The organism is Streptomyces sp. NBC_01294 (assembly GCF_035917235.1).
GTDB classification, from domain to species: domain Bacteria; phylum Actinomycetota; class Actinomycetes; order Streptomycetales; family Streptomycetaceae; genus Streptomyces; species Streptomyces caledonius.
In genome coordinates, this window is sequence record NZ_CP108423.1 from 5,299,605 (window position 1) to 5,317,750 (window position 18,146).

Below are 18,146 nucleotides of genomic sequence, written 5' to 3' on the forward strand. Positions count from 1 at the left end.
GCCCTGACCGCCGACCGCTGACAGGGAAACGAGAAGTGGCCGTGCCCGATCCTCGGGCACGGCCACTTTCTGTGCCCGGAACGGATCCGTTCCGGGCGGCTTTCCTCAGACTCCGACCGCGACCGAACGGGTGGCGGCTTCCTTCTTCAGCCAGGTGAGGACCTGGTCGGCGGCCTTGCGCGCCGTGGTCATGCAGACGCCGACGCCCACGCCGTCGTACAGGGCGCCGCACACCGCGAGTCCGGGCTGCGTCGCCACCGACTCGCGGATCCGCTTCACCCGGTCCAGGTGGCCGACGGTGTACTGCGGCAGGGCGTCGTCCCAGCGGCTCACCCGGGTCGCCACCGGACCGCCGGTCACTCCGGTGGCCGCGGCGAGCTCGGCCGCCGCCACCGCCACGAGATCGGCGTCGTCGCGCTGCAGCAGGTGCTCCTCGCCGAACCGCCCGAGCGCGCAGCGGACGATCTCCACCTCGCCCGCCAGGTGCGGCCACTTCACCGTCGTGAAGGTGACTTCCTTGACCAGCTTCCCCTCCACCGCGGGCACCCGGTAGGCGGCGTACCCCCGGCCGGCGAGCCCGCCGGGGAACGCCGCGCGGGGGTAGGCGAGGGTGACCGTGGCCACGCTCGCGTACGGGACCTCGGCGAGCGCCGAGACGGCGGCGCCGGTCCCGGGCACCCCGGCGAGCAGCCGGCTCGCGGGGCCGGCCGGAACCGCGACGATGACGGCGTCCGCCTCGATGTACTCCGGGTCGGTGACCGGGCCCAGCGTCAGCCGCCAGCCGTCCGCGGTCCGCGCCAGCTCCCTGACGGCCGCCCCGGTGCGCAGCGACGCGTCCGGCGCCGCTGCCAGTACGTCCCGTACGAGCGCGGGCGGCAGCGAACCGAACCCGCCCTCGAGGGTGGCGACGCTCACCGGCGGCGGCTTCTCCCCCTCCGCGAGCTGCGGCGTCAGCGAGCCCGCCGCGTCCGCGAGCGAGACGTGACTGCGGGCCGCCATGGCCAGCGGGGTCAGCGTGGCCTCGAACGACAGGTCCTCGGCACGGCCGGAGAACACACCGGCGAGGAACGGGTCGACGAGGCGGTCGACGACCTCCTGGCCGAGCCGCCCCCCGACGTACGACGCGACCGAGACGTCGCCGTCCCGGTCGAACGAGGGCAGTGCGAGATCCTGCCGCGCGCGGTCGAGGCCGGCGGCGGACAGCACGCCGGACCGGGCGAGGTCGTCCAGGTCACAGGGCACGCCCATGAACTGGCGGTCGGGCTGCTGCCGGATCTCGTCCCTGGTCCAGATCGCCGACGCGGTGACACCGGCCGACATGATGCGGTCGCCGAGCCCGGCTTCCTTGATCAGTCCGGTGGTCTTGCGGCGGTTGGCGTACAGCGACTCGGCGCCCTCGTCGACCGCGACGCCCGCCACCTCGGAGACCGACAGCTTCCCGCCGATCCGCGAGGACCCCTCCAAGAGCGTCACCCGGACCGGCTCGTTGCGCAGATGGAACGCCGCCGACAGTCCCGCGATACCACCCCCGACGATGACCACATGGGGCTTGCCGCTCGCCTGATCCCGTTCGCTCCCAGCCATTCCACCAGCTCCTTCATGGTTACGGTGTCGTAGAGCCGTCCCCGCGCCGACGGGCGGCGCTGGGACAGGTTTTGGCAGTCTTTCCGGGAACCCCCGAACCCCGGTCGAGGGCGGCTGGACCCTAAACGCCGGCCGTGCCGAACCAGCGGTGGAGGGCCTCGGTGAGGTCGTCGGTGGTGCCGGGGGAGGTCCAGGCGACGTAGCCGTCGGGGCGGATGAGGACGGTGTCGAGGGCGGGGTCGGGCCGGGTGGTCCAGGTGCCGGTGACTGTGTCGATCCGGTCGGCGAGGTCGTTCGCGAGCTGTCCGGTCGTGGCGTCGGTCGTGCTGCCGGTGGTGATGAGCAGGCCGCGTCCGGTGTGCAGGAGGTCGGCGATGCGGGTGCGGGTGCCGTCGGGGAGGGTGAGTTCGCGTTCCGGCGGCATGCGCAGGCCGAGCAGGGGGTGGTCGCCCTTGCCCAGGTCGTAGCGGACGCCGAGGTTGCTCAGCATGCCGGCCAGGTGCTCGGCGGCGTCGGCGTGGGAGACCAGCTCGGCCATGATGTCGCGGACCGGGTCCATGTCCTCTCCGGTGAGCCGCAGTTCGATCGCCGCGCGGGCGTTGCGCGCCAACTGCTCCCCGATGGGGTGGCGTTCGGCGTGGTAGGTGTCGAGCAGACCCTCCGGCGCCCAGCCCTTGACCGTCGCCGCCAGCTTCCAGCCGAGGTTCACCGCGTCCTGGACGCCCACGCTCAGGCCCTGCGCCATGGCCGGGGGCTGCACGTGCGCGGCGTCGCCCGCCAGGAACACCCGGCCGCGCCGGTACGCGGCGGCGGCCCGTGAGGCGTCGGTGAAGCAGCTGATCCAGCGGCACGTCCCGTGGTGGATGGACTCGCCGGTGAGCCGCTGCCAGGCATCGGCGAGGTCGGCGAAGGTGAGCGAGTCCCGATCGCGCGGCGGCGTGCCGGCCTCGTGGACCACGACCCGGGTGACGCCGTTCTCCAGGTCCATCGCCATGACCATGCTGCCGCCCGGCAGGTCCTCGCCGATCCGCCGCTTGCGGGTGTCGATGCCGGTGACGTCGGCGGTGAAGAAGCCGCGCCGGCCGTCGGTGCCGGGGAAGCCGATCCCGGCCAGCTTGCGGACCGAACTCCGCCCGCCGTCACAGCCGATCAGGTAGCGGGCCGATTCCTCCCGGTGGCCCTCGGGGCCGTCGACGGTCACCACGACGGCGCCGTCGGTCTCGTGGAAGCCGGTCACCTCGTAGCCGCGCAGGATCGGCACGCCGAGTTCGGTCACCCAGCCCTCCAGCATCCGCTCGGTGCGGAACTGGGAGATGCCCCGGTGCCCGTAGTGGTCCTGCGCCAGCCCGCCGAGGTCGATGCGGACCCCGCCGAAGTGGCTGTCGGCGGGCTCGGTCGCGCCGAGCCGGCCGAGCAGGCCCCGCTGGTCGAAACACTCGGCGGTGCGCTTGGTGAAGCTCGCGCCGCGCGACTCCCGCGGCGGGGCGGGCAGCCGTTCGTAGACGACGACGTCCACGCCGCGGAGCTTGAGCTCGCCTGCCGTCATCAGCCCGACCGGGCCCGCTCCGACGACGATTACATCCCTGGCCATGCGTACGCTCCTCTTCTGCTGGGGGTTCCGTCGATGCCGCCGGTCACGGTCACCGGTCGGCGGGCTGCGGGACGCCGGCTGTGCCGAACCAGCGGTGGAGGGTCTCGGTGAGGTCGTCGGTGGTGCCGGGGGAGGTCCAGGCGACGTAGCCGTCGGGGCGGATGAGGACGGTGTCGAGGGCGGGGTCGGGCGGGGTGGTCCAGGTGCCGGTGACGGTGTCGATCCGGTCGGCGAGGTCGTTCGCGAGCTGTCCGGCGGTGCTGTCCGCCGTGCTGCCGGTGGTGATGAGCAGGCCGCGTCCGGTGTGCAGGAGGTCGGCGATGCGGGTGCGGGTGCCGTCGGGGAGGGTGAGTTCGCGTTCCGGCGGCATGCGCAGGCCGAGGAGGGGGTGGTCGCCCTTGCCCAGGCCGTAGCGGATGCCGAGGCCGCTGACGATCCCGGCGACCTGCTCCGCCGCTCCCTTGTGGGCCAGCAGCTCGCCCATGACCTCGCGGACCGGGTTCATGGTGTCCTCGCCGAGGTAGACCTTCGCCGCGGCCCGGGCGTTGCGGATCAACTCCCGTCCGACCGGGTGGCGTTCGGCGTGGTAGGTGTCGAGCAGACCCTCGGGCGCCCAGCCCTTGACCGTCGCCGCCAGCTTCCAGCCGAGGTTCGCGGCGTCCTGCAGGCCGGCGCTGAGTCCCCACGCGGCCAGCGGCGGGATCTCGTGCGCGGCGTCGCCCGCCAGGAGCACCCGGCCGCGCCGGTACTCCTCGGCCAGCGCGGCGGAGTTGCCGCAGGCCCACAGCCACTGGGGTTCCGCGTGGTGGATGGACTCGCCGGTGAGCTTCTGCCACGCGTCGGCCACCTGCGCGAACGTCAGCGACTCCGGGTCCGGACGGGCCGGCAGCGCCAGGTCGTGGATGACGACGCGGAAGCGGCCCTCGCCCAGCGGTGTGCACACGACCATGCTGCCGCCGGGGAGGCGCTCGCCGATGGGACGCGGGCGCAGGGCGACGCCGGTGATCTCCGCGGTGTACATGCCCCGGGTGGCCTCCCAGCCGGGCGCCGGGATGCCGGCCAGCGCGCGGACGGTGCTTCCCGCGCCGTCGCAGCCGACCAGGTAGGCGGCGTGCTCCTCGCCGGGGCCGTCGGGGCCGGCGAAGGAGACCACGACGCCCTCGGGGGTCTCGCGCAGTGCGGTCACCTCGTGGCCGCGGCGCACCGGGACGCCGAGGTCGGCCAGCCAGCCGCTCAGTGCCTCCTCGGTCCTGGCCTGGGACAGACCGAGCACGCCGCTGTGGTCCTCGTCGAGCATGCCGAGGTCGAAGCGGACCCCGCCGAAGTGCCCCATGGGGCCCCAGCGGAACTCGCCCAGCCGGGGGAGCAGCCCGCGCTGGCCCAGGGATTCGGCGGCCCGCCGGTTGAAGCCGAGGGCGCGGGATTCCCCGCTCGGTGCGGGCAGTTTGTCGTAGACGACCACGTCCACTCCGCCGAGGCGGAGTTCCCCGGCCAGCATCAGGCCGACAGGCCCCGCGCCGACCACTATGACGTCAGTTGTTTTCATATTCAGGCCTTCTGCGCTGTGGCAATGGTTGGCCGTTGTGAAGCTACCCAGCGCCATGTTCGGCCGCAATGAGTCGAATGCGTGCGCCGGTGGAGCGTTCAACCGAGGAATTCTTGTGCTTGAACGCGGACATGAACGCTTGAACGCTGGGACCGAATGGCAATGTAGGAGGTGCCCCCGACTTTCACCTCTTACTAATCTGCGGGCATGAGAAATTCACGGGGCGCCTGAAGCAGAACGCCCCTCACGAAGGGAAAAGACGTGCCGGTCGAGAAGATCGCGCTCATCACGGGCGCCAACAAGGGCATCGGATTCGCCATCGCGCGGCAGCTCGGTGAGCAGGGGATCGTCGTCCTCGTCGGTGCGCGGGACGAGGTGCTCGGCAAGCAGGCAGCCGACACGCTGGCCGGCGACGGCATCACGGCGGTACCGCTCCGGCTCGACGTGACCGACCCGGCCTCCGTGGCCGAGGCCGCCCGCGAGATCGAACGGCGGTACCGACGCCTGGACATCCTGGTGAACAACGCCGGCGTCGCGGGCGGTTTCACCGGGGCGTCGGGCGAGGCGACCGCCGCCGACCTGCGGGAGGTCTACGAGACCAACGTCTTCGGCGTGGTCACCGTGACCCACGCCCTGCTGCCGCTGCTGCGCCTCTCCCCGGCCGGCCGCGTCGTCAACCTGTCCAGCCACGTGGGGTCGCTGACCCTGAACTCGGATCCGGGGTCCCCGCTGGCGGGCCTCGACATGATCGCCTACCAGTCCTCGAAGACCGCGCTGAACGCGGTCACGGTCGCGTACGCGAAAGAGCTGCGCGGGACCCCGATCAAGGTCAACGCCGCCCTCCCCGGAGTGGTGGCCACCGACATCAACCACCACCGCGGTCACCGGACACCAGCCGAAGGAGCGGTGATCGCGGTCCGGCTCGCCCTGCTGGACGAGGCCGGCCCGTCAGGCGCGTGCCTGGCGGACGACGGACCCGTTCCGTGGTAGCGCGGAACGGCATCAACAGAGAAGAGGAATGGCTGTGCTCCAGATCACGATCAGCGACCTCCAGACCATCCTGCACCAGTGCGCGGGCGAGGCCGAGGACGCGCTGCCGCTCGAGCAGGCGCCCGACCGCCCCTTCGACGAGCTGGGGTACGACTCCCTCGCGCTGCTGGAGACGCACAGCAGGATCGAGCGGGACTTCGGCGTCGAGCTCTCCGAGGACGAGGTCGGCCTGATGAACACCGCCCGGGAACTCGTCGAGTTCGTCAACTCGCTGCTGCAGCTGAAGGTGATGTCGGCGGTCTGATCCCGTGACGGACCGAGGCCGTTCGCGGCCATCACAACCGATCGTCGCGCCGGGCGGGGACCCGGCGGACAACAGACATGGAGAGAGACAGTGACGGTTGAGGGAACGATCCTGGTGCTGGGCGGTACCGGCCGGCAGGGCGGGGCGGTGGCCCGCGAACTGCTGCGGCGCGGGCGGACCGTGCACGCCCTGGTCCGCGACCCGGGCAAGGAGGAGGCGCGGGCGCTCGCCGAGGCGGGCGCCGTCCTGGTCCGCGGCGACCTGGACGACGAGGCGTCGCTGGCGGCGGCGATGGAGGGCGTCCACGGGGTGTTCAGCGTCCAGACGTTCCGGGGACCGGGCGGGGTCGAGGCGGAGGAGCGCCAGGGCAGGGCGGTGGCCGACGCCGCGGTCCGCGCCGGGGTGGGGCACTTCGTCTACAGCTCGGTCGGCGGCGCGGACCGGGACACCCGGGTCCCGCACTTCGAGAGCAAGCTGAAGATCGAGCAGTACCTGCAGACGCTGGACCTGCCGTTGACGGTGCTGCGGCCGGTCGCGTTCCACGACATCCTCCTCGACATAGCCCCGCGCGCGGTGGAGGGCGAGCTCGTCCTGTCCATGTGGCTGGACCCGGAGACCTCGGTGCAGCTCATCGCGCCGAGCGACATCGGCAAGTTCGCCGCGGACGCCTTCGAGGACCGGGACGGCTGGCTCGGCCGGGTGGTCGAGATCGCCGGCGACGACCTGACCGGACCCCAGATGGCCGCGGCGTTCGAGGCCGTGTCCGGTGTCCCGACCCGCTTCCGGCAGCTGCCCATCGAGCCGCTGCGCGCGGCCCGCGAGGACCTCGCCAACATGTTCGACTGGTTCGAGCGTGACGGCTACCACGCCGACCTGCCCGAACTGCGCCGGATCAGGCCGGACCTCGTCTCCCTGGAGACCTGGCTGAGCACCCACTGGACCGCTCCCCTGGTTGCGTCCGGACACTGACCGGTGGACCTCAGGTGAAGATCGGATCGCGGGTGCGGGTGCGCTTGAGTTCGAAGAACCCGTCGGTCGCGGCCACGGCGAGCACACCGTCCCAGAGCTTCACCGCGGCTTCGCCGCGCGGGGTCGGTGTCACCACGGGGCCGAAGAACGCGACGTCCCCCACCGCGATGACAGGGGTGCCCACATCGGTGCCGACGCGGCCGATGCCGTCGTGGTGCGAAGCGCGCACCGCGGCGTCGAACGCGTCGGACCCGGCCGCGTCGGCGAGGGCGGGGTCGAGGCCCGAGGCGGCCAGGGCCGCCTCGTACGTGGCCCGTTCCTTGGGCGCCTTCGCCAGGTGGAACCGGGTGCCGAGTTCGGCGTACAGCCGGCCCAGCACCTCGGATCCGTGACGGTCCTCGGCGGCGGCGCAGATCCGTACCGGCTCCATGCGCAGGGCCAGGTCGCGGTGCCAGCGCTCGGGCAGGTCGGCGCGCCCCTCGTTGAGCACGGTCAGGCTCATGATGTGCCAGCGCAGGTCGAGGGGCCGTTGCCGCGCGACCTCGAGGATCCAGCGGGAGGTCAGCCACGCCCAGGGACAGGTCGGGTCGAACCAGAAGTCCACCGGGGTCGGGGTGTCGTGCGGCAACGTCGTCCTCCTTGATGTGTTCTGCGGGCGGGGATCAGTAGTTTCCGAGGCCGCCGCAGACGTTGATCGCCTGCGCGGTCACGGGTGCCGCCGCGTCGGAGACCAGGTAGGAGACGAGGCCGGCCACCTCCTCGGGGGTGGAGTAGCGGCCGAGCGGGATCTTCGCCTCGAAGCGTTCGAGGATCGCCTCCTCGGTCGTCTCGAAGTGGGCGGCGTAACCCTGCCGCACCCGCTGCGCCATCGGGGTCTCCACGTAGCCGGGGCAGACGGCGTTGACCGTGACGCCCGTCTTCGCGAGTTCGAGCCCCAGGGCCTTCGTGAAGCCGATGACACCGTGCTTGGACGCCGAGTAGGGCGCGCCGAGCACGACGCCCTGCTTGCCGCCGGTCGAGGCGATGTTGATGATCCGGCCCCAGCCGCGCTCGACGGGGTTGCCCGCCTTGAGCACCGCGCGCGTCATCAGGAAGACGCTGTTCAGGTTGGTGTCGATCACGTCGTACCAGAGCTCGTCCGCGATCTCCGCGGTCGCGCCGCCACCGCTGCGGCCGGCGTTGTTGACGAGGACGTCCACCCGTCCGTACCGCTCCACGACCGTGTCGACGAGGCGGGCGACGTCCTCGGGCTTGCGCACGTCGGCGGCCAGGCCGTCGGCCGCGTGGCCGTCCGCCCGGAGCTTGTCGACCGTCTCCCGGACGGTCTCGGGGTTCCGCGCGCAGAGGAAGACCGTGAGCCCCTGGCCCGCGAGGTTCTCGGCGATGGCCAGGCCTATTCCGCTCGTCCCACCGGTGATCAGCGCCACCTGCTGGTCGTTGTCCGCCATTCCGCCTGCTCCTTCTCCGGGTGTATGTAGGGTCGGAACAAGCTGACAAAGAAGCCCGGATTACCGGTCGAGTGCCGGTGGAGGTAACTCCGTTCAACCGCCCACATTCTCCGGTTGAACGTTCGAGGAAAAAATTCAATAAAGGCCGGGAGTTGCGGGTCCGAGAAGCGTCGACCTAGTGTCTGGAATCCACGAATAAGGCGCTCTGGAAGGAAAGTCATGCCCGAATCGTCCGAGGTCCGCGACCAGTCGCTCTCGTACTCGCTGCTCGATCTCATTCAGGGGGCCGTCGTCACCCAGGCGATTTCCGTCGCGGCCAAGCTCGGCATCGCGGACGTCCTCGCCGACGGGCCGCTCTCCGTGGAGGACATCTCCAAGCGGGTCGGAGCCGACGCGAAGGCGACCCACCGGATCCTGCGCGCGCTCAGCGGCCACGGCCTGTTCGCGGTCCGTCCGGACGGCCGGTTCGAGCAGACGCCGCTTTCCGACAAGCTCCGTGACGACGTCCCGGACTCGATGCGCGGCTTCGCCCTGCTCATGAGCCACCCGCTGCTGTGGGAGGAGTGGGGCCACCTGTTCACCACCGTGGAGACCGGCGAGCCCAACCTGCCGAAGCTGCGCGGCATGGGCGCACTGGACTACTTCCAGGCGAACCCCGCGTACATGGGCGTCTTCTTCCAGGCGTTCGGTCAGCTCTCGGAGTCGGAGACCGACCCGATCCTGGCCGCCTACGACTTCTCCGGGTTCGGCACCGTGGTGGACGTCATCGCCGGGCGCGGCAGCCTGCTCGCGGGCATCCTCCAGCAGGCGCCGGACGTCAAGGGCGTGCTGTTCGACTCCGAGGTCGCGACCGCGGACTCGCCGGCGCTCTTCGAGGCGGCCGGCGTGGCGGACCGGCTCACGATCGAGCACGGCGGCCCCCTCGACAAGCTGCCGTCGGGCGCCGACGCCTACGTCTTCAAGCACATCATCCACGACTTCTCCGAGGAAGACGCCGTGACCGCGCTGCGCAACGCGCGCGAGGCGATCGGCCCCGACGGCAAGCTGCTGGTCATCGAGTACGTGCTCCCCGAGAACAACGAGCACCACCTCGGCCACACCATCGACCTCTGGCTGATGCTCATGCTCGGCGCCCAGGACCGCACGCTCGCGCAGTACACCGAGCTGTTCGCCAAGGCCGGCTTCAAGGTCACCAGGGCCGTCCCCACCACCGCGCCGATCTCGATCATCGAGGCGATCCCGGCCTGATCCCCGGCGGGCGCAGCCGGTCCCCCCATCGCAGAAGTCGAGCCTCAGGACAGGAAAACATGGAAACCGATGTCATCGTTATCGGTGCAGGTCCCGCGGGACTGACGCTCGCGGCCGAACTCCGCCTCGGCGGCGCCGGCGTCGTCGTCTTCGAGCAGCGGGCCGAGCGGAGCTGGGAGTCGCGCGGCATCGGCTTCACCGCCCGCGCCACCGAGATGTTCCACCAGCGCGGGATCCTCGAACGCCTGGAGAACATCGAGATCACCCGGCAGGGGCACTTCGGCGGCATCCCGATCGACTACGGGGTGCTGGAAGGCTCGCACTTCGGAGTGCGCGGCGCGCCCCAGTACAAGATCGAGGAAATGCTGGAGGACCGGGCGCTGGAGCTGGGCGTGACCCTGCGCCGCGGCTACGAGCTCACCGGCCTGACCGACACCGGTGACGGCGTCACCGCGGTCGTCGAGGGGCCCGACGGCCCCGAGGAGTGCTCCGCCCGCTACCTGGTGGGCTGTGACGGCGGGCGCAGCACCGTCCGCCGCCTGGTGGGCATCGAGTTCGCCGGCTCCGACGCCACCCGCGAGATGTACCTGGCGGACGTCAGCGGCTGCGACATCAAGCCGCGGATGATCGGCGAACTGCTGCCGAACGGCATGGTCATGGCGGCGCCGCTGGAGCAGGGCTACACCCGCATCATCGTCTGTGAGAACGGGACGCCGCCGGACCGGAGCCGCGAGGTGACCTTCACCCAGGTCGCCGACGCCTGGCAGCGGCTGACCGGCGACTCGATCCACCACGGCGAGACGCGCTGGGTGAGCAGCTTCACCGACGCCACCCGCCAGGCCACCGAGTACCGGCGCGGCCGCGTCCTGCTGGCCGGCGACTCCGCGCACATCCACCTGCCCGCCGGTGGGCAGGGGCTGAGCGTCGGCGTGCAGGACGCCTTCAACCTCGGCTGGAAGCTGGCGGCGACGGTCAAGGGGTGGGCCCCCGAAGGCCTGCTCGACACCTACCACGCCGAGCGCCATCCGGTGGGCGCGCGGGTCCTGCGCAACACGCTCGCCCAGGGGACGCTCAACCTCACCGGCAGGTCGGTCGAGCCGATGCGCAGCGTCATGGCGGAGCTCATCGCGATCCCGGCGGTGGCACGCCACCTGTCCGGCACGGTGAGCGGGTTCGACATCGCCTACAGGAGCGACGAAGCGGACGGCCCCGGCGCCGACCGGCCGGCGCACCCCCTGCTCGGCACCCGGATGGCCGACCGCGAGCTGGAGCTCGCCGACGGCGGCCAGGACCGGATCGCGCGGCTGCTGCACCCGGCCCGGGGCGTCCTGATCACCTCCGACGCCTCCGGCGACACGGGCCGGACCGCCGCCGGCTGGTCCGACCGCGTCGACGTGGTCCGGGTCAAGAGCTTCCCGGCCGGACCGGAGGAGGCCGGCGCCGCGACCGAGTCGGTGCTCCTCCGCCCCGACGGCTACATCGCCTGGACGGCGCCGGACGGAGGCGGTCTCGCGGCCGCGCTGCGGCGCTGGTTCGGCGAGGCCCGCTAGTGCTGTGACCGGCAAGGTTCACCGGGTCACGGCCCCCGGCACGGCACCTCGCCGCGTTGTCGGACCGCGCAGGTACGTCCAGTACGAGCTGCGGCCCTCCGCCTTGCGATGCACCGCACCGGACGCCGCGACCCGGCAAACCTTTCCGGCCACAGCACGAGAGGCCCCCCGCTACCGAGAGGAGAAGGAACGTGACCGAGAACGCGATACGCGAGACGGAACACGAGATCAACGTATCCGCCCCTGCCGAGCTGGTGTACGCGCTGGTCGCGGACGTCACCAGGTGGCCGGAGAGCTTCCCCCCGACCGTGCACGCCGAGGTCGTCGAGAAGGACGGCGACACGGAGCTGATCCGGCTCTGGGCGACCGCGAACGGATCCGCCAAGACCTGGACCTCCCGGCGCGTGCACGACCCGGAGGGCATGAGCGTGACGTTCCGTCAGGAGCGGTCGCAGCAACCGGTCGGCTCCATGGGGGGCGCGTGGGTGGTGGAGCCCGTCTCCGACACCTCGTGCCGCGTGCGCCTGCTGCACGACTTCCGGGCGGCGACCGACGACCCCGCCGACCTGGACTGGATCAGCGAGGCCGTCGACCGCAACAGCGCGTCGGAGCTCCAGGCGCTGAAGGCGAGCGCCGAGGCGACCGGCCCCGACGAGCTCATCACCTTCGACGACACCGTGACCGTCGACGGGAACGGCAAGGACGTCTACGACTTCCTCAACGAGGCGCAGCTCTGGCAGGAGCGGCTGCCGCACGTGGCCCGGGTGTCGCTGGAGGAAGACGAACCCGGCCTGCAGGTCCTGGAGATGGACACCCGCACGAAGGACGGCAGCACCCACACCACGCGGTCCGTGCGCGTGTGCCGGCCCGCGACCGCCATCGTGTACAAGCAGATCGTCCTGCCGGCGCTGATGACACTGCACACCGGGCGCTGGCTCATCGAGGAGCGCGACGGCGGCGGGGTCTCGGTGACGTCGCGCCACACGGTGCGCATCAACACCGCGAACATCGCCAAGGTCCTCGGCGAGGACGCGACCGTGCAGAGCGCGCAGCAGTTCGTCCGCACCGCCCTGAGCGGCAACAGCCTGGCCACCCTCGGCCTCGCGAAGGCCTACGCCGAGGGCCTCGGCGGCGGGCGCACGGCGCAGTGAGCCCGTCCCGGGCGGATGCGCAGGTCGTCATCGTCGGTGCGGGCCCCGTCGGGCTCCTGCTGGCCTGCGAGCTGAGGCGGGCCCGGGTCCAGGCGGTCGTCGTGGAGCGTCTGGCCGGCCCGATGACGGAGTCCCGGGCCAGCCAGCTCACCACGCTGACCGCCGAACTGCTGCACGAGCGCGGGTTCGACGCACTGCTCGCCGAGGCCGCGCACGAGCCGCGGACGCACTTCGGCGGACTGGGCTTCGCGCTCTCCGCCGTCGACAGCGCGTACGCGGGCAACTGGAAGGTGCCCCAGTACCGCACCGAGGCCGCCCTGGGCGAACGCGCCGTGCGGCTGGGCGCGACCGTGCTGCGCGCACACGAACTGACCGGGCTCACCCAGCGGCCGGACCACGTCCTGTGCCGGATCCAGGGCCCCGACGGCCCGGCAAGGATCAGGGCGCAGTACGTCGTGGGCTGCGACGGCGCCCACAGCACGGTGCGCCGGCTCGCCGGGTTCCCCGTGACGGCGAAGGCCGCGACGAAGGAACTGCTGCGGGCCGACCTCACGGGACTGCGGATCCGCGACCGCCGGTTCGAACGGCTCGCCGGCGGCTTCGCGGTCGCCGCGACCCGTGACGGCGTCACCCGGGTGATGGTGCACGCGTTCGGCGCGGGCGTGGCCGAACGCACCGCGCCGCCCGCCTTCGGGGAGGTCGTGCAGGCCTGGGAGCGGGTCACCGGGGAGGACGTCTCCGGCGCGGCCCCCCTCTGGCTGGACGCCTTCGACAACGCCAAGGGACAGGCCGACGCCTACCGGGTCGGCCGGATCCTGCTGGCCGGCGACGCCGCCCACTGGCATCCGCCGGTCGGCGGCCAGGCGCTCAACACCGGGCTCCAGGACGCGGTCGACCTGGGCCGCGCCCTCGCCGAGGCCGTGCACGGCGGCGCCGCGCCCGGATCCCTCGACACCTACCACGACCGACGGCATCCCGTCGCGGCCCGGGTGCTCGACCACGTCGCGGCCCAGGAACAGCTCATGCTCGGCGGCCCCGAGGCCGAGCCGCTGCGCGCGGTCCTCTCCGAGCTGATCGGCCTCGACCGGGTCCGCGCCCATCTGACGGCGATGGCGAGCAACCTCGACCACCGGCTCTGACCAAACGACACGTAGGGAAGGCAGGAAGACAGTGCAGGATTTCGACACAGACGTGATCATCGTGGGGGCGGGCCCCACGGGGCTGACGCTCGCGGGGGAACTGCGCCTCGCGGGCGTCCAGGCCGTCGTACTGGAGCGGCTGACCGAGCCGATGCGGCAGTCGCGCGCCCTCGGCTTCTCGGCCAGGACGATGGAGGAGTTCGGCCAGCGCGGACTGCTGGAGCAGTTCGGCGACATGGGCGTCATTCCGTTCGGCCACTTCGGCGGCATGCCCCTCGACTACACCGTCATACCGGGCGGCAACTTCGGCGTGCGCGGGGTGCCGCAGGCGTTCACCGAGGCCATCCTGAACAAGTGGGCGACCGGCCTCGGCGCCGAGGTCCGCCGCGGCTGGGCGCTCAGCGGGCTGACCGAGGGTGACGACGGCGTCGTGGTGACGGCGGAGACCCCCGAGGGCCCGCGCACCCTGCGCGCCCGTTACGTGGTCGGTGCGGACGGCGCGCGCAGTGTCGTCCGCAAGCTGTCCGGCATCGACTTCCCCGGCTACGAGGCCACCCTCGAGATGCTGATGGCCGACGTCACCGACGTCCAGGTGCGGCTGCGTCCCACCGGCGAGCTCGGCGAAGCGGGCATGGTCGTCGTACTCCCCGTCGGCCCGAACACCACGCGCGTCGTCGTCTTCGAGCGCGGCGCGGGTGTGCGGCCGACCTCGGAGCCGCCGTCCTTCCAGGAGGTGGCCGACTCCTTCAAGCGCGTGACCGGCGAGGACATCAGCAGCGGCACCCCGGTGTGGCTCAGCTACTTCACCGACTCCAGCCGCCAGGCCGCCGAGTACCGCAAGGGCCGGGTCTTCCTGGCGGGCGACGCGGCGCACATCCACATGCCGATCGGCGCGCAGGGCATCAGCGCCGGCGTGGGCGACGCCGTCAACCTCGGCTGGAAGCTCGCCGCGGTGATCCAGGGCCACGCCCCGGACGGCCTGCTCGACACCTACCACGCCGAGCGCCACCCGGTCGGGGCCCGCATCCTGGCCAACACGCTCACCCAGCGCAGCCTGTACCTCGGCGGCCCCGAGCTGGACCCGATGCGGGCGGTCTTCGCCGAGCTGCTGGCGTACGACGACGTCCGCAAGCTCCTGGTCGGCATGGTCACCGGCCTCGACATCGCCTACGACGGCGCGGCGGGCGAGCACCCGCTGCACGGCCGCCGGCTGCCGAACTTCGGCCTCACCGCCGGCGCGGACGGCGAGACGACCGCGTACGAACTCCTGCACGGCGGCCGCGGCTTCGTCCTCGACCTGCGCGGCGGCACCGAGCTGAGCGCCGCCGCCGAGCCGTGGACCGACCGGATCGACGTCGTCACCGCGGACTCCCGGCCCGAGGGCGCGCTCGCCGACGTCGAGGCGCTGCTGGTCCGTCCGGACGGCTACATCGCCTGGATCGCCTCCGGCGGCTCCGGCGCGGCCGGCCTGACGGACGCCCTGAACCGCTGGTTCGGCGCTCCCCGCGACTCCCACTGACACCGACACGACGAACGCCCCGCCGTCGCGGGCGCCCTACCGTTACCGAGGAGACACCATGCCGTTCATCAACCCCGAAGACGGGCACCTGACCGTCCTCAACCTCTTCAAGACCGATACCCGCGCCCGCGTGGACACGCTCGTCACGGAGATGAAGAAGATCGTCGACGTGGCGGCGTACCCGGGCTGGATCTCCAGCACGGTGCACCGCGGCGAGCACACGCCGGGCACCTTGAACTTCATCCAGTGGCGCGGCATGCAGGACCTGGAATCGCGTTACAACGACAGCGAGTTCAAGCACCACACCGTGCCGGTCTTCCGTGAGATCACCAACTACGTCCGCCTGATGCAGACCGAGGTGGAGCTGAGCCAGCGCCACCCCGGCGTCGACGTCACCGAGGTCTCGCCCGACCGCGACGACTACACGGTCGTCGAGATCCTCGGCGTGACCCCCGGCGAGCAGGGCGCCCTGGTCGCCGCGCAGGGCACCGCCCACTCCTGGCTGGTCGACGTCCCCGGCTACCGCTCGCAGAGCGTGATGCGCGGCATCCGCTCCCGCAACCTGGAGGGCGGCGAGGGCACCCTGGCGACCGTGGGCACGGACAACGACTTCGTCGTCGTCTACTCCCAGTGGGACGGCAAGGAGTCCTACGACGCCTTCCGCGCGCTGGCCGAGTCCGAGTGGTCGTCCGCCCGGCGCGGGTTCCAGGACAAGCGGAACTCGCTGACGAAGAGCGCCGACTGGAACGGCTACCGCGCCGTCCACACCCGGTCCGCCGAGCAGCCCGTGAAGGTCTGACCCCCCGGACACCGACCACGCGTAGGGCCCCTGGCTTCCAGCCAGGGGCCCTACGCGTGGTCGCGCTCCTACGCGGCGATCTCGTCCCAGTGCCACTGGGAGTCGAACGAGGCGATCTCGATCTCCGCCCCGCCGGCCACCAGGGTGGCGGCCAGGCTCGTCGCCTTCGCGATGAACCCGGAGGTCCGGTGCGCCGCCAGCAGGTCCTGCTCGTCGAAGGGCAGCCCCTCGCAGCGCAGCAGGCGCAGGTCCATGAACCCGTTGAACCTGCGGCCCAGCACCTCCACCGCCTGCGGACTGCGGACGGTGAAGCGCACGCGGGCCGCGACGTGGCCGTTGTGGTGCTGGTCGGAGTAGTACGCGATGTCCGGGATCACCGGCGGCACGAAGTGGTCCCGTGCCGCGATCTCGGGAACCTTCGGGAGGTTCCCGACCAGGAAGTGCCACGAGTTGTACTGCATCCGCGAGGAGATGGCCCACGCGGTGTCGGCCAGGTGCGAGGCGGAACCGCCGAAGAACCGGCGGGCCTCCCGCGACGGGACGACACAGCAGAAGAAGTGCGGGATGTCCCAGGCGGCGATCCTGGGGAGCTCCTCCGCGCGCAGCGCCGCGATCAGTGCGGGCAGCGACCGCATGCCGCGGCTCATCGCGAAGTCGGCGTCGAACACCTCCGTCGCCGCGCGCACGGTCTCGTACACCAGGGACTCCAGGCCGGAGCCGAACCCGCCGTGCGGTTCGGCCAGCCAGCCCGGCGACGCCTCCAGGTCCGCGGCCAGCTCGGCGAGGGTGTCGCCGGTGAGCGGGAGCCGCTCGCGCACGCGTGCGCACAGCGCGGCCTCCAGCTGCCGCGCGTCGTCCTTGACGGGGCCGGCGACCCGCTCGATCTTGTGCATCAGCGGGCCGTAGATCTCGCGGTAGAGCTGCACGCTCCCCATGAGTTCCCGGCGCCGTCCGGCCAGTGCCTCCGCGAGCTCGCCGAGCGCCGCCACCCCGTGCGAGGCCGGAGCCGGCACGGGGGGCAGCGTTTCGCAGGCCGCGTTGTAGGCCGTGCGCGTCCGCTCGAAGAGGAGGGCCACGTGGTCCAGCGTGAGCTGGGTCCCGTTGGCCTCCTCGATGCGGGCGTACCCGGCCGACCGCACCAGCAGCGTCAGGCAGACGACCAGGAGCACGTCGCTGTCCGACCACAGCTCCAGCGGCACCGAAGCCAGGCTGCTCAGCGCGCAGTCGGGGTGGCCCGGCCGCAGCGTCTTGCCCGTCAGCGTGTTCTGGTCGCGGAAGTTGGTGTACTGGCGTCCACCCGCGTAGAGGATGAACGGGGCGGTTCTGATCGCCGCCTCCGTCAGGTCCTCCAGCAGGCCGCGCCGGCCGTCGGCGCCGGCCGCCATCAGCCACTGACGGCAGTCGGCGACCGACGTGTCCCACCGCTCGGCGGCCAGGGCCAGCTCGACCTGGTAGTCCGCCAGGTCCTCGGCGGACCACGGAACCCGCAGCACGCCGTCGACCAGGTCGGCCTCGCCGCTGAGCGGGCCCTTCGAGGGGACCCGCACGACGACCCGGCCGCTCTTGTCCAGCCCGATCTCGCCGAGGAACGCCGTGGCGGCGCCGGCGGCCCGGTCGGTGGGCCGGTCGCCCCGCCAGGAGCGGCCGACCAGGACCTTCAGCGCGGTCTCGTCCTCGACGGCCAGCGCCCGCAGCTGGATGTCCGCCGGGACGTGCCCGGCGAGCGTGAGCAGCGTGTCGACGGCCGTGGCCAGGTCCGGTGCGGCGGTCGCCCGCCGCCAGGTCTGCTTGAGCAGCGCCGGGAACCCGGCGTCCTCGGCGGTCAGGTAGTCGGGTTCGCCCGCGGCTCCGGCCGGCCGGCCGAGCCGGCTGGGCCGGCGGCTCTGCCGCGCCTTGGCCAGGGCGGCCCTGCGGGGGAGCCTGTCGTCCCGCTCGGTCGGGAGAGTCATGCAGATCCCCTGACCGTCAGGTCGACGTGGTCCCACATCCGGGCCTCGGTGGCGGTCCAGTCCTCGTCCACGTAGATGCAGTCGACGGGGCAGACCATCACGCACACCGGGCAGCCGGAGCAGAGCTCGGGGACGATGACGACGTTGAGGCCGTCGTCGAAGATCGCCCCGAACTCGGGCGGGCAGCTGCGCACGCACGTGTCGCACGTGATGCACTCCGACGTCTCGATGCGGCGCGGCGGCTTGCGCCAGTTCTCATCGCGGGACTGGCGGGCGATCCGTTCGGTACGTGCGGTGGTGGCTACGGAAGGAGTGTCTTTTACCCACGGCATGGTGTCTCACCTTCACAAGTCGGGGGC

General features: G+C 72.0%; 16 protein-coding genes. 9 read left to right on the top strand and 7 right to left on the bottom strand.

Annotated features, from left to right (window positions below; genetic code table 11):
• Nucleotides 1-105: 105 nt before the first annotated feature.
• The 3 genes from hemG to OG534_RS23985 form a co-directional block, all read right to left on the bottom strand.
• Nucleotides 106-1,584 carry a protoporphyrinogen oxidase gene (gene hemG, locus OG534_RS23975; protein WP_326590584.1) on the bottom strand — a complete coding sequence of 493 codons (1,479 nt, stop codon included), beginning with the start codon at nucleotides 1,582-1,584 and terminating at the stop codon, nucleotides 106-108.
• A gap of 121 nt (nucleotides 1,585-1,705) precedes the next feature.
• The gene (locus tag OG534_RS23980) at nucleotides 1,706-3,175 is read right to left on the bottom strand and encodes an FAD-dependent monooxygenase (RefSeq protein ID WP_326590586.1); all 1,470 of its coding nucleotides are present in this window, start codon (nucleotides 3,173-3,175) and stop codon (nucleotides 1,706-1,708) included.
• 49 nt (nucleotides 3,176-3,224) lie between these two features.
• On the bottom strand, nucleotides 3,225-4,721 hold the full coding sequence (locus OG534_RS23985; RefSeq protein WP_326590588.1) for an FAD-dependent monooxygenase: 1,497 nt from the start codon (nucleotides 4,719-4,721) through the stop codon (nucleotides 3,225-3,227).
• A 261-nt stretch (nucleotides 4,722-4,982) separates the two neighbouring features.
• Here OG534_RS23985 and OG534_RS23990 point away from each other — a divergent pair, with 261 nt between their 5' ends.
• The 3 genes from OG534_RS23990 (at nucleotide 4,983) to OG534_RS24000 (ending at nucleotide 6,984) form a co-directional block, all read left to right on the top strand.
• Nucleotides 4,983-5,711 carry an SDR family oxidoreductase gene (locus tag OG534_RS23990; protein ID WP_326590590.1) on the top strand — a complete coding sequence of 243 codons (729 nt, stop codon included), beginning with the start codon at nucleotides 4,983-4,985 and terminating at the stop codon, nucleotides 5,709-5,711.
• A gap of 34 nt (nucleotides 5,712-5,745) precedes the next feature.
• Entirely contained in the window at nucleotides 5,746-6,015 is a 270-nt protein-coding gene (locus OG534_RS23995) for an acyl carrier protein (protein WP_326590592.1), read from the top strand.
• 90 nt (nucleotides 6,016-6,105) lie between these two features.
• Nucleotides 6,106-6,984 (top strand): NmrA/HSCARG family protein, encoded by an 879-nt coding sequence (locus OG534_RS24000; RefSeq protein ID WP_326590594.1) that lies wholly within the window; start codon nucleotides 6,106-6,108, stop codon nucleotides 6,982-6,984.
• 10 nt (nucleotides 6,985-6,994) lie between these two features.
• Here OG534_RS24000 and OG534_RS24005 read toward each other — a convergent pair whose 3' ends face one another.
• Nucleotides 6,995-7,612, bottom strand: coding sequence for a mycothiol-dependent nitroreductase Rv2466c family protein (locus OG534_RS24005; protein WP_326590596.1), 618 nt, complete (start codon nucleotides 7,610-7,612; stop codon nucleotides 6,995-6,997).
• A 34-nt stretch (nucleotides 7,613-7,646) separates the two neighbouring features.
• On the bottom strand, nucleotides 7,647-8,432 hold the full coding sequence (gene fabG, locus OG534_RS24010) for a 3-oxoacyl-ACP reductase FabG (protein WP_326590598.1): 786 nt from the start codon (nucleotides 8,430-8,432) through the stop codon (nucleotides 7,647-7,649).
• Nucleotides 8,433-8,651: 219 nt separating this feature from the next.
• Between fabG and OG534_RS24015 the strand changes: the two genes are divergently transcribed.
• The 6 genes from OG534_RS24015 to OG534_RS24040 all read left to right on the top strand — a co-directional run bounded on the left by OG534_RS24015 (nucleotide 8,652) and on the right by OG534_RS24040 (nucleotide 15,838).
• Entirely contained in the window at nucleotides 8,652-9,680 is a 1,029-nt protein-coding gene (locus OG534_RS24015) for a methyltransferase (protein WP_326590600.1), read from the top strand.
• Between the two features lie 59 nt (nucleotides 9,681-9,739).
• On the top strand, nucleotides 9,740-11,230 hold the full coding sequence (locus tag OG534_RS24020; protein ID WP_326590601.1) for an FAD-dependent monooxygenase: 1,491 nt from the start codon (nucleotides 9,740-9,742) through the stop codon (nucleotides 11,228-11,230).
• A 191-nt stretch (nucleotides 11,231-11,421) separates the two neighbouring features.
• On the top strand, nucleotides 11,422-12,381 hold the full coding sequence (locus OG534_RS24025) for an aromatase/cyclase (protein WP_326590603.1): 960 nt from the start codon (nucleotides 11,422-11,424) through the stop codon (nucleotides 12,379-12,381).
• Nucleotides 12,378-13,520, top strand: coding sequence for an FAD-dependent monooxygenase (locus OG534_RS24030; protein WP_326590604.1), 1,143 nt, complete (start codon nucleotides 12,378-12,380; stop codon nucleotides 13,518-13,520). Before OG534_RS24025 ends, OG534_RS24030 begins: the two co-directional genes overlap by 4 nt.
• A 52-nt stretch (nucleotides 13,521-13,572) precedes the next feature.
• Nucleotides 13,573-15,039 carry an FAD-dependent monooxygenase gene (locus OG534_RS24035; RefSeq protein WP_326590605.1) on the top strand — a complete coding sequence of 489 codons (1,467 nt, stop codon included), beginning with the start codon at nucleotides 13,573-13,575 and terminating at the stop codon, nucleotides 15,037-15,039.
• A gap of 58 nt (nucleotides 15,040-15,097) precedes the next feature.
• Nucleotides 15,098-15,838, top strand: a complete 741-nt coding sequence (locus tag OG534_RS24040) for an antibiotic biosynthesis monooxygenase family protein (protein WP_326590606.1) — start codon at nucleotides 15,098-15,100, stop codon at nucleotides 15,836-15,838.
• Between the two features lie 68 nt (nucleotides 15,839-15,906).
• Here the strand turns inward: OG534_RS24040 and OG534_RS24045 are convergent, their stop codons facing one another.
• Entirely contained in the window at nucleotides 15,907-17,787 is a 1,881-nt protein-coding gene (locus OG534_RS24045; RefSeq protein WP_326590608.1) for a hypothetical protein, read from the bottom strand.
• A complete protein-coding gene (locus OG534_RS24050; RefSeq protein WP_326590610.1) occupies nucleotides 17,784-18,119 on the bottom strand; it encodes a 4Fe-4S dicluster-binding protein in 336 nt (111 codons plus the stop codon). The genes OG534_RS24045 and OG534_RS24050 overlap by 4 nt, the downstream gene beginning before the upstream one ends.
• Between the last annotated feature and the right edge of the window lie 27 nt (nucleotides 18,120-18,146).

Coding starts and splice junctions, on each gene's coding strand:
- hemG (WP_326590584.1), bottom strand. CDS start 1,584: ATGGCTGGGAGCGAACGGGATCAGGCGAGCGGCAAGCCCCATGTGGTC.
- OG534_RS23980 (WP_326590586.1), bottom strand. CDS start 3,175: ATGGCCAGGGATGTAATCGTCGTCGGAGCGGGCCCGGTCGGGCTGATG.
- OG534_RS23985 (WP_326590588.1), bottom strand. CDS start 4,721: ATGAAAACAACTGACGTCATAGTGGTCGGCGCGGGGCCTGTCGGCCTG.
- fabG (WP_326590598.1), bottom strand. CDS start 8,432: ATGGCGGACAACGACCAGCAGGTGGCGCTGATCACCGGTGGGACGAGC.
- OG534_RS24015 (WP_326590600.1), top strand. CDS start 8,652: ATGCCCGAATCGTCCGAGGTCCGCGACCAGTCGCTCTCGTACTCGCTG.
- OG534_RS24020 (WP_326590601.1), top strand. CDS start 9,740: ATGGAAACCGATGTCATCGTTATCGGTGCAGGTCCCGCGGGACTGACG.
- OG534_RS24040 (WP_326590606.1), top strand. CDS start 15,098: ATGCCGTTCATCAACCCCGAAGACGGGCACCTGACCGTCCTCAACCTC.
- OG534_RS24045 (WP_326590608.1), bottom strand. CDS start 17,787: ATGACTCTCCCGACCGAGCGGGACGACAGGCTCCCCCGCAGGGCCGCC.
- OG534_RS24050 (WP_326590610.1), bottom strand. CDS start 18,119: ATGCCGTGGGTAAAAGACACTCCTTCCGTAGCCACCACCGCACGTACC.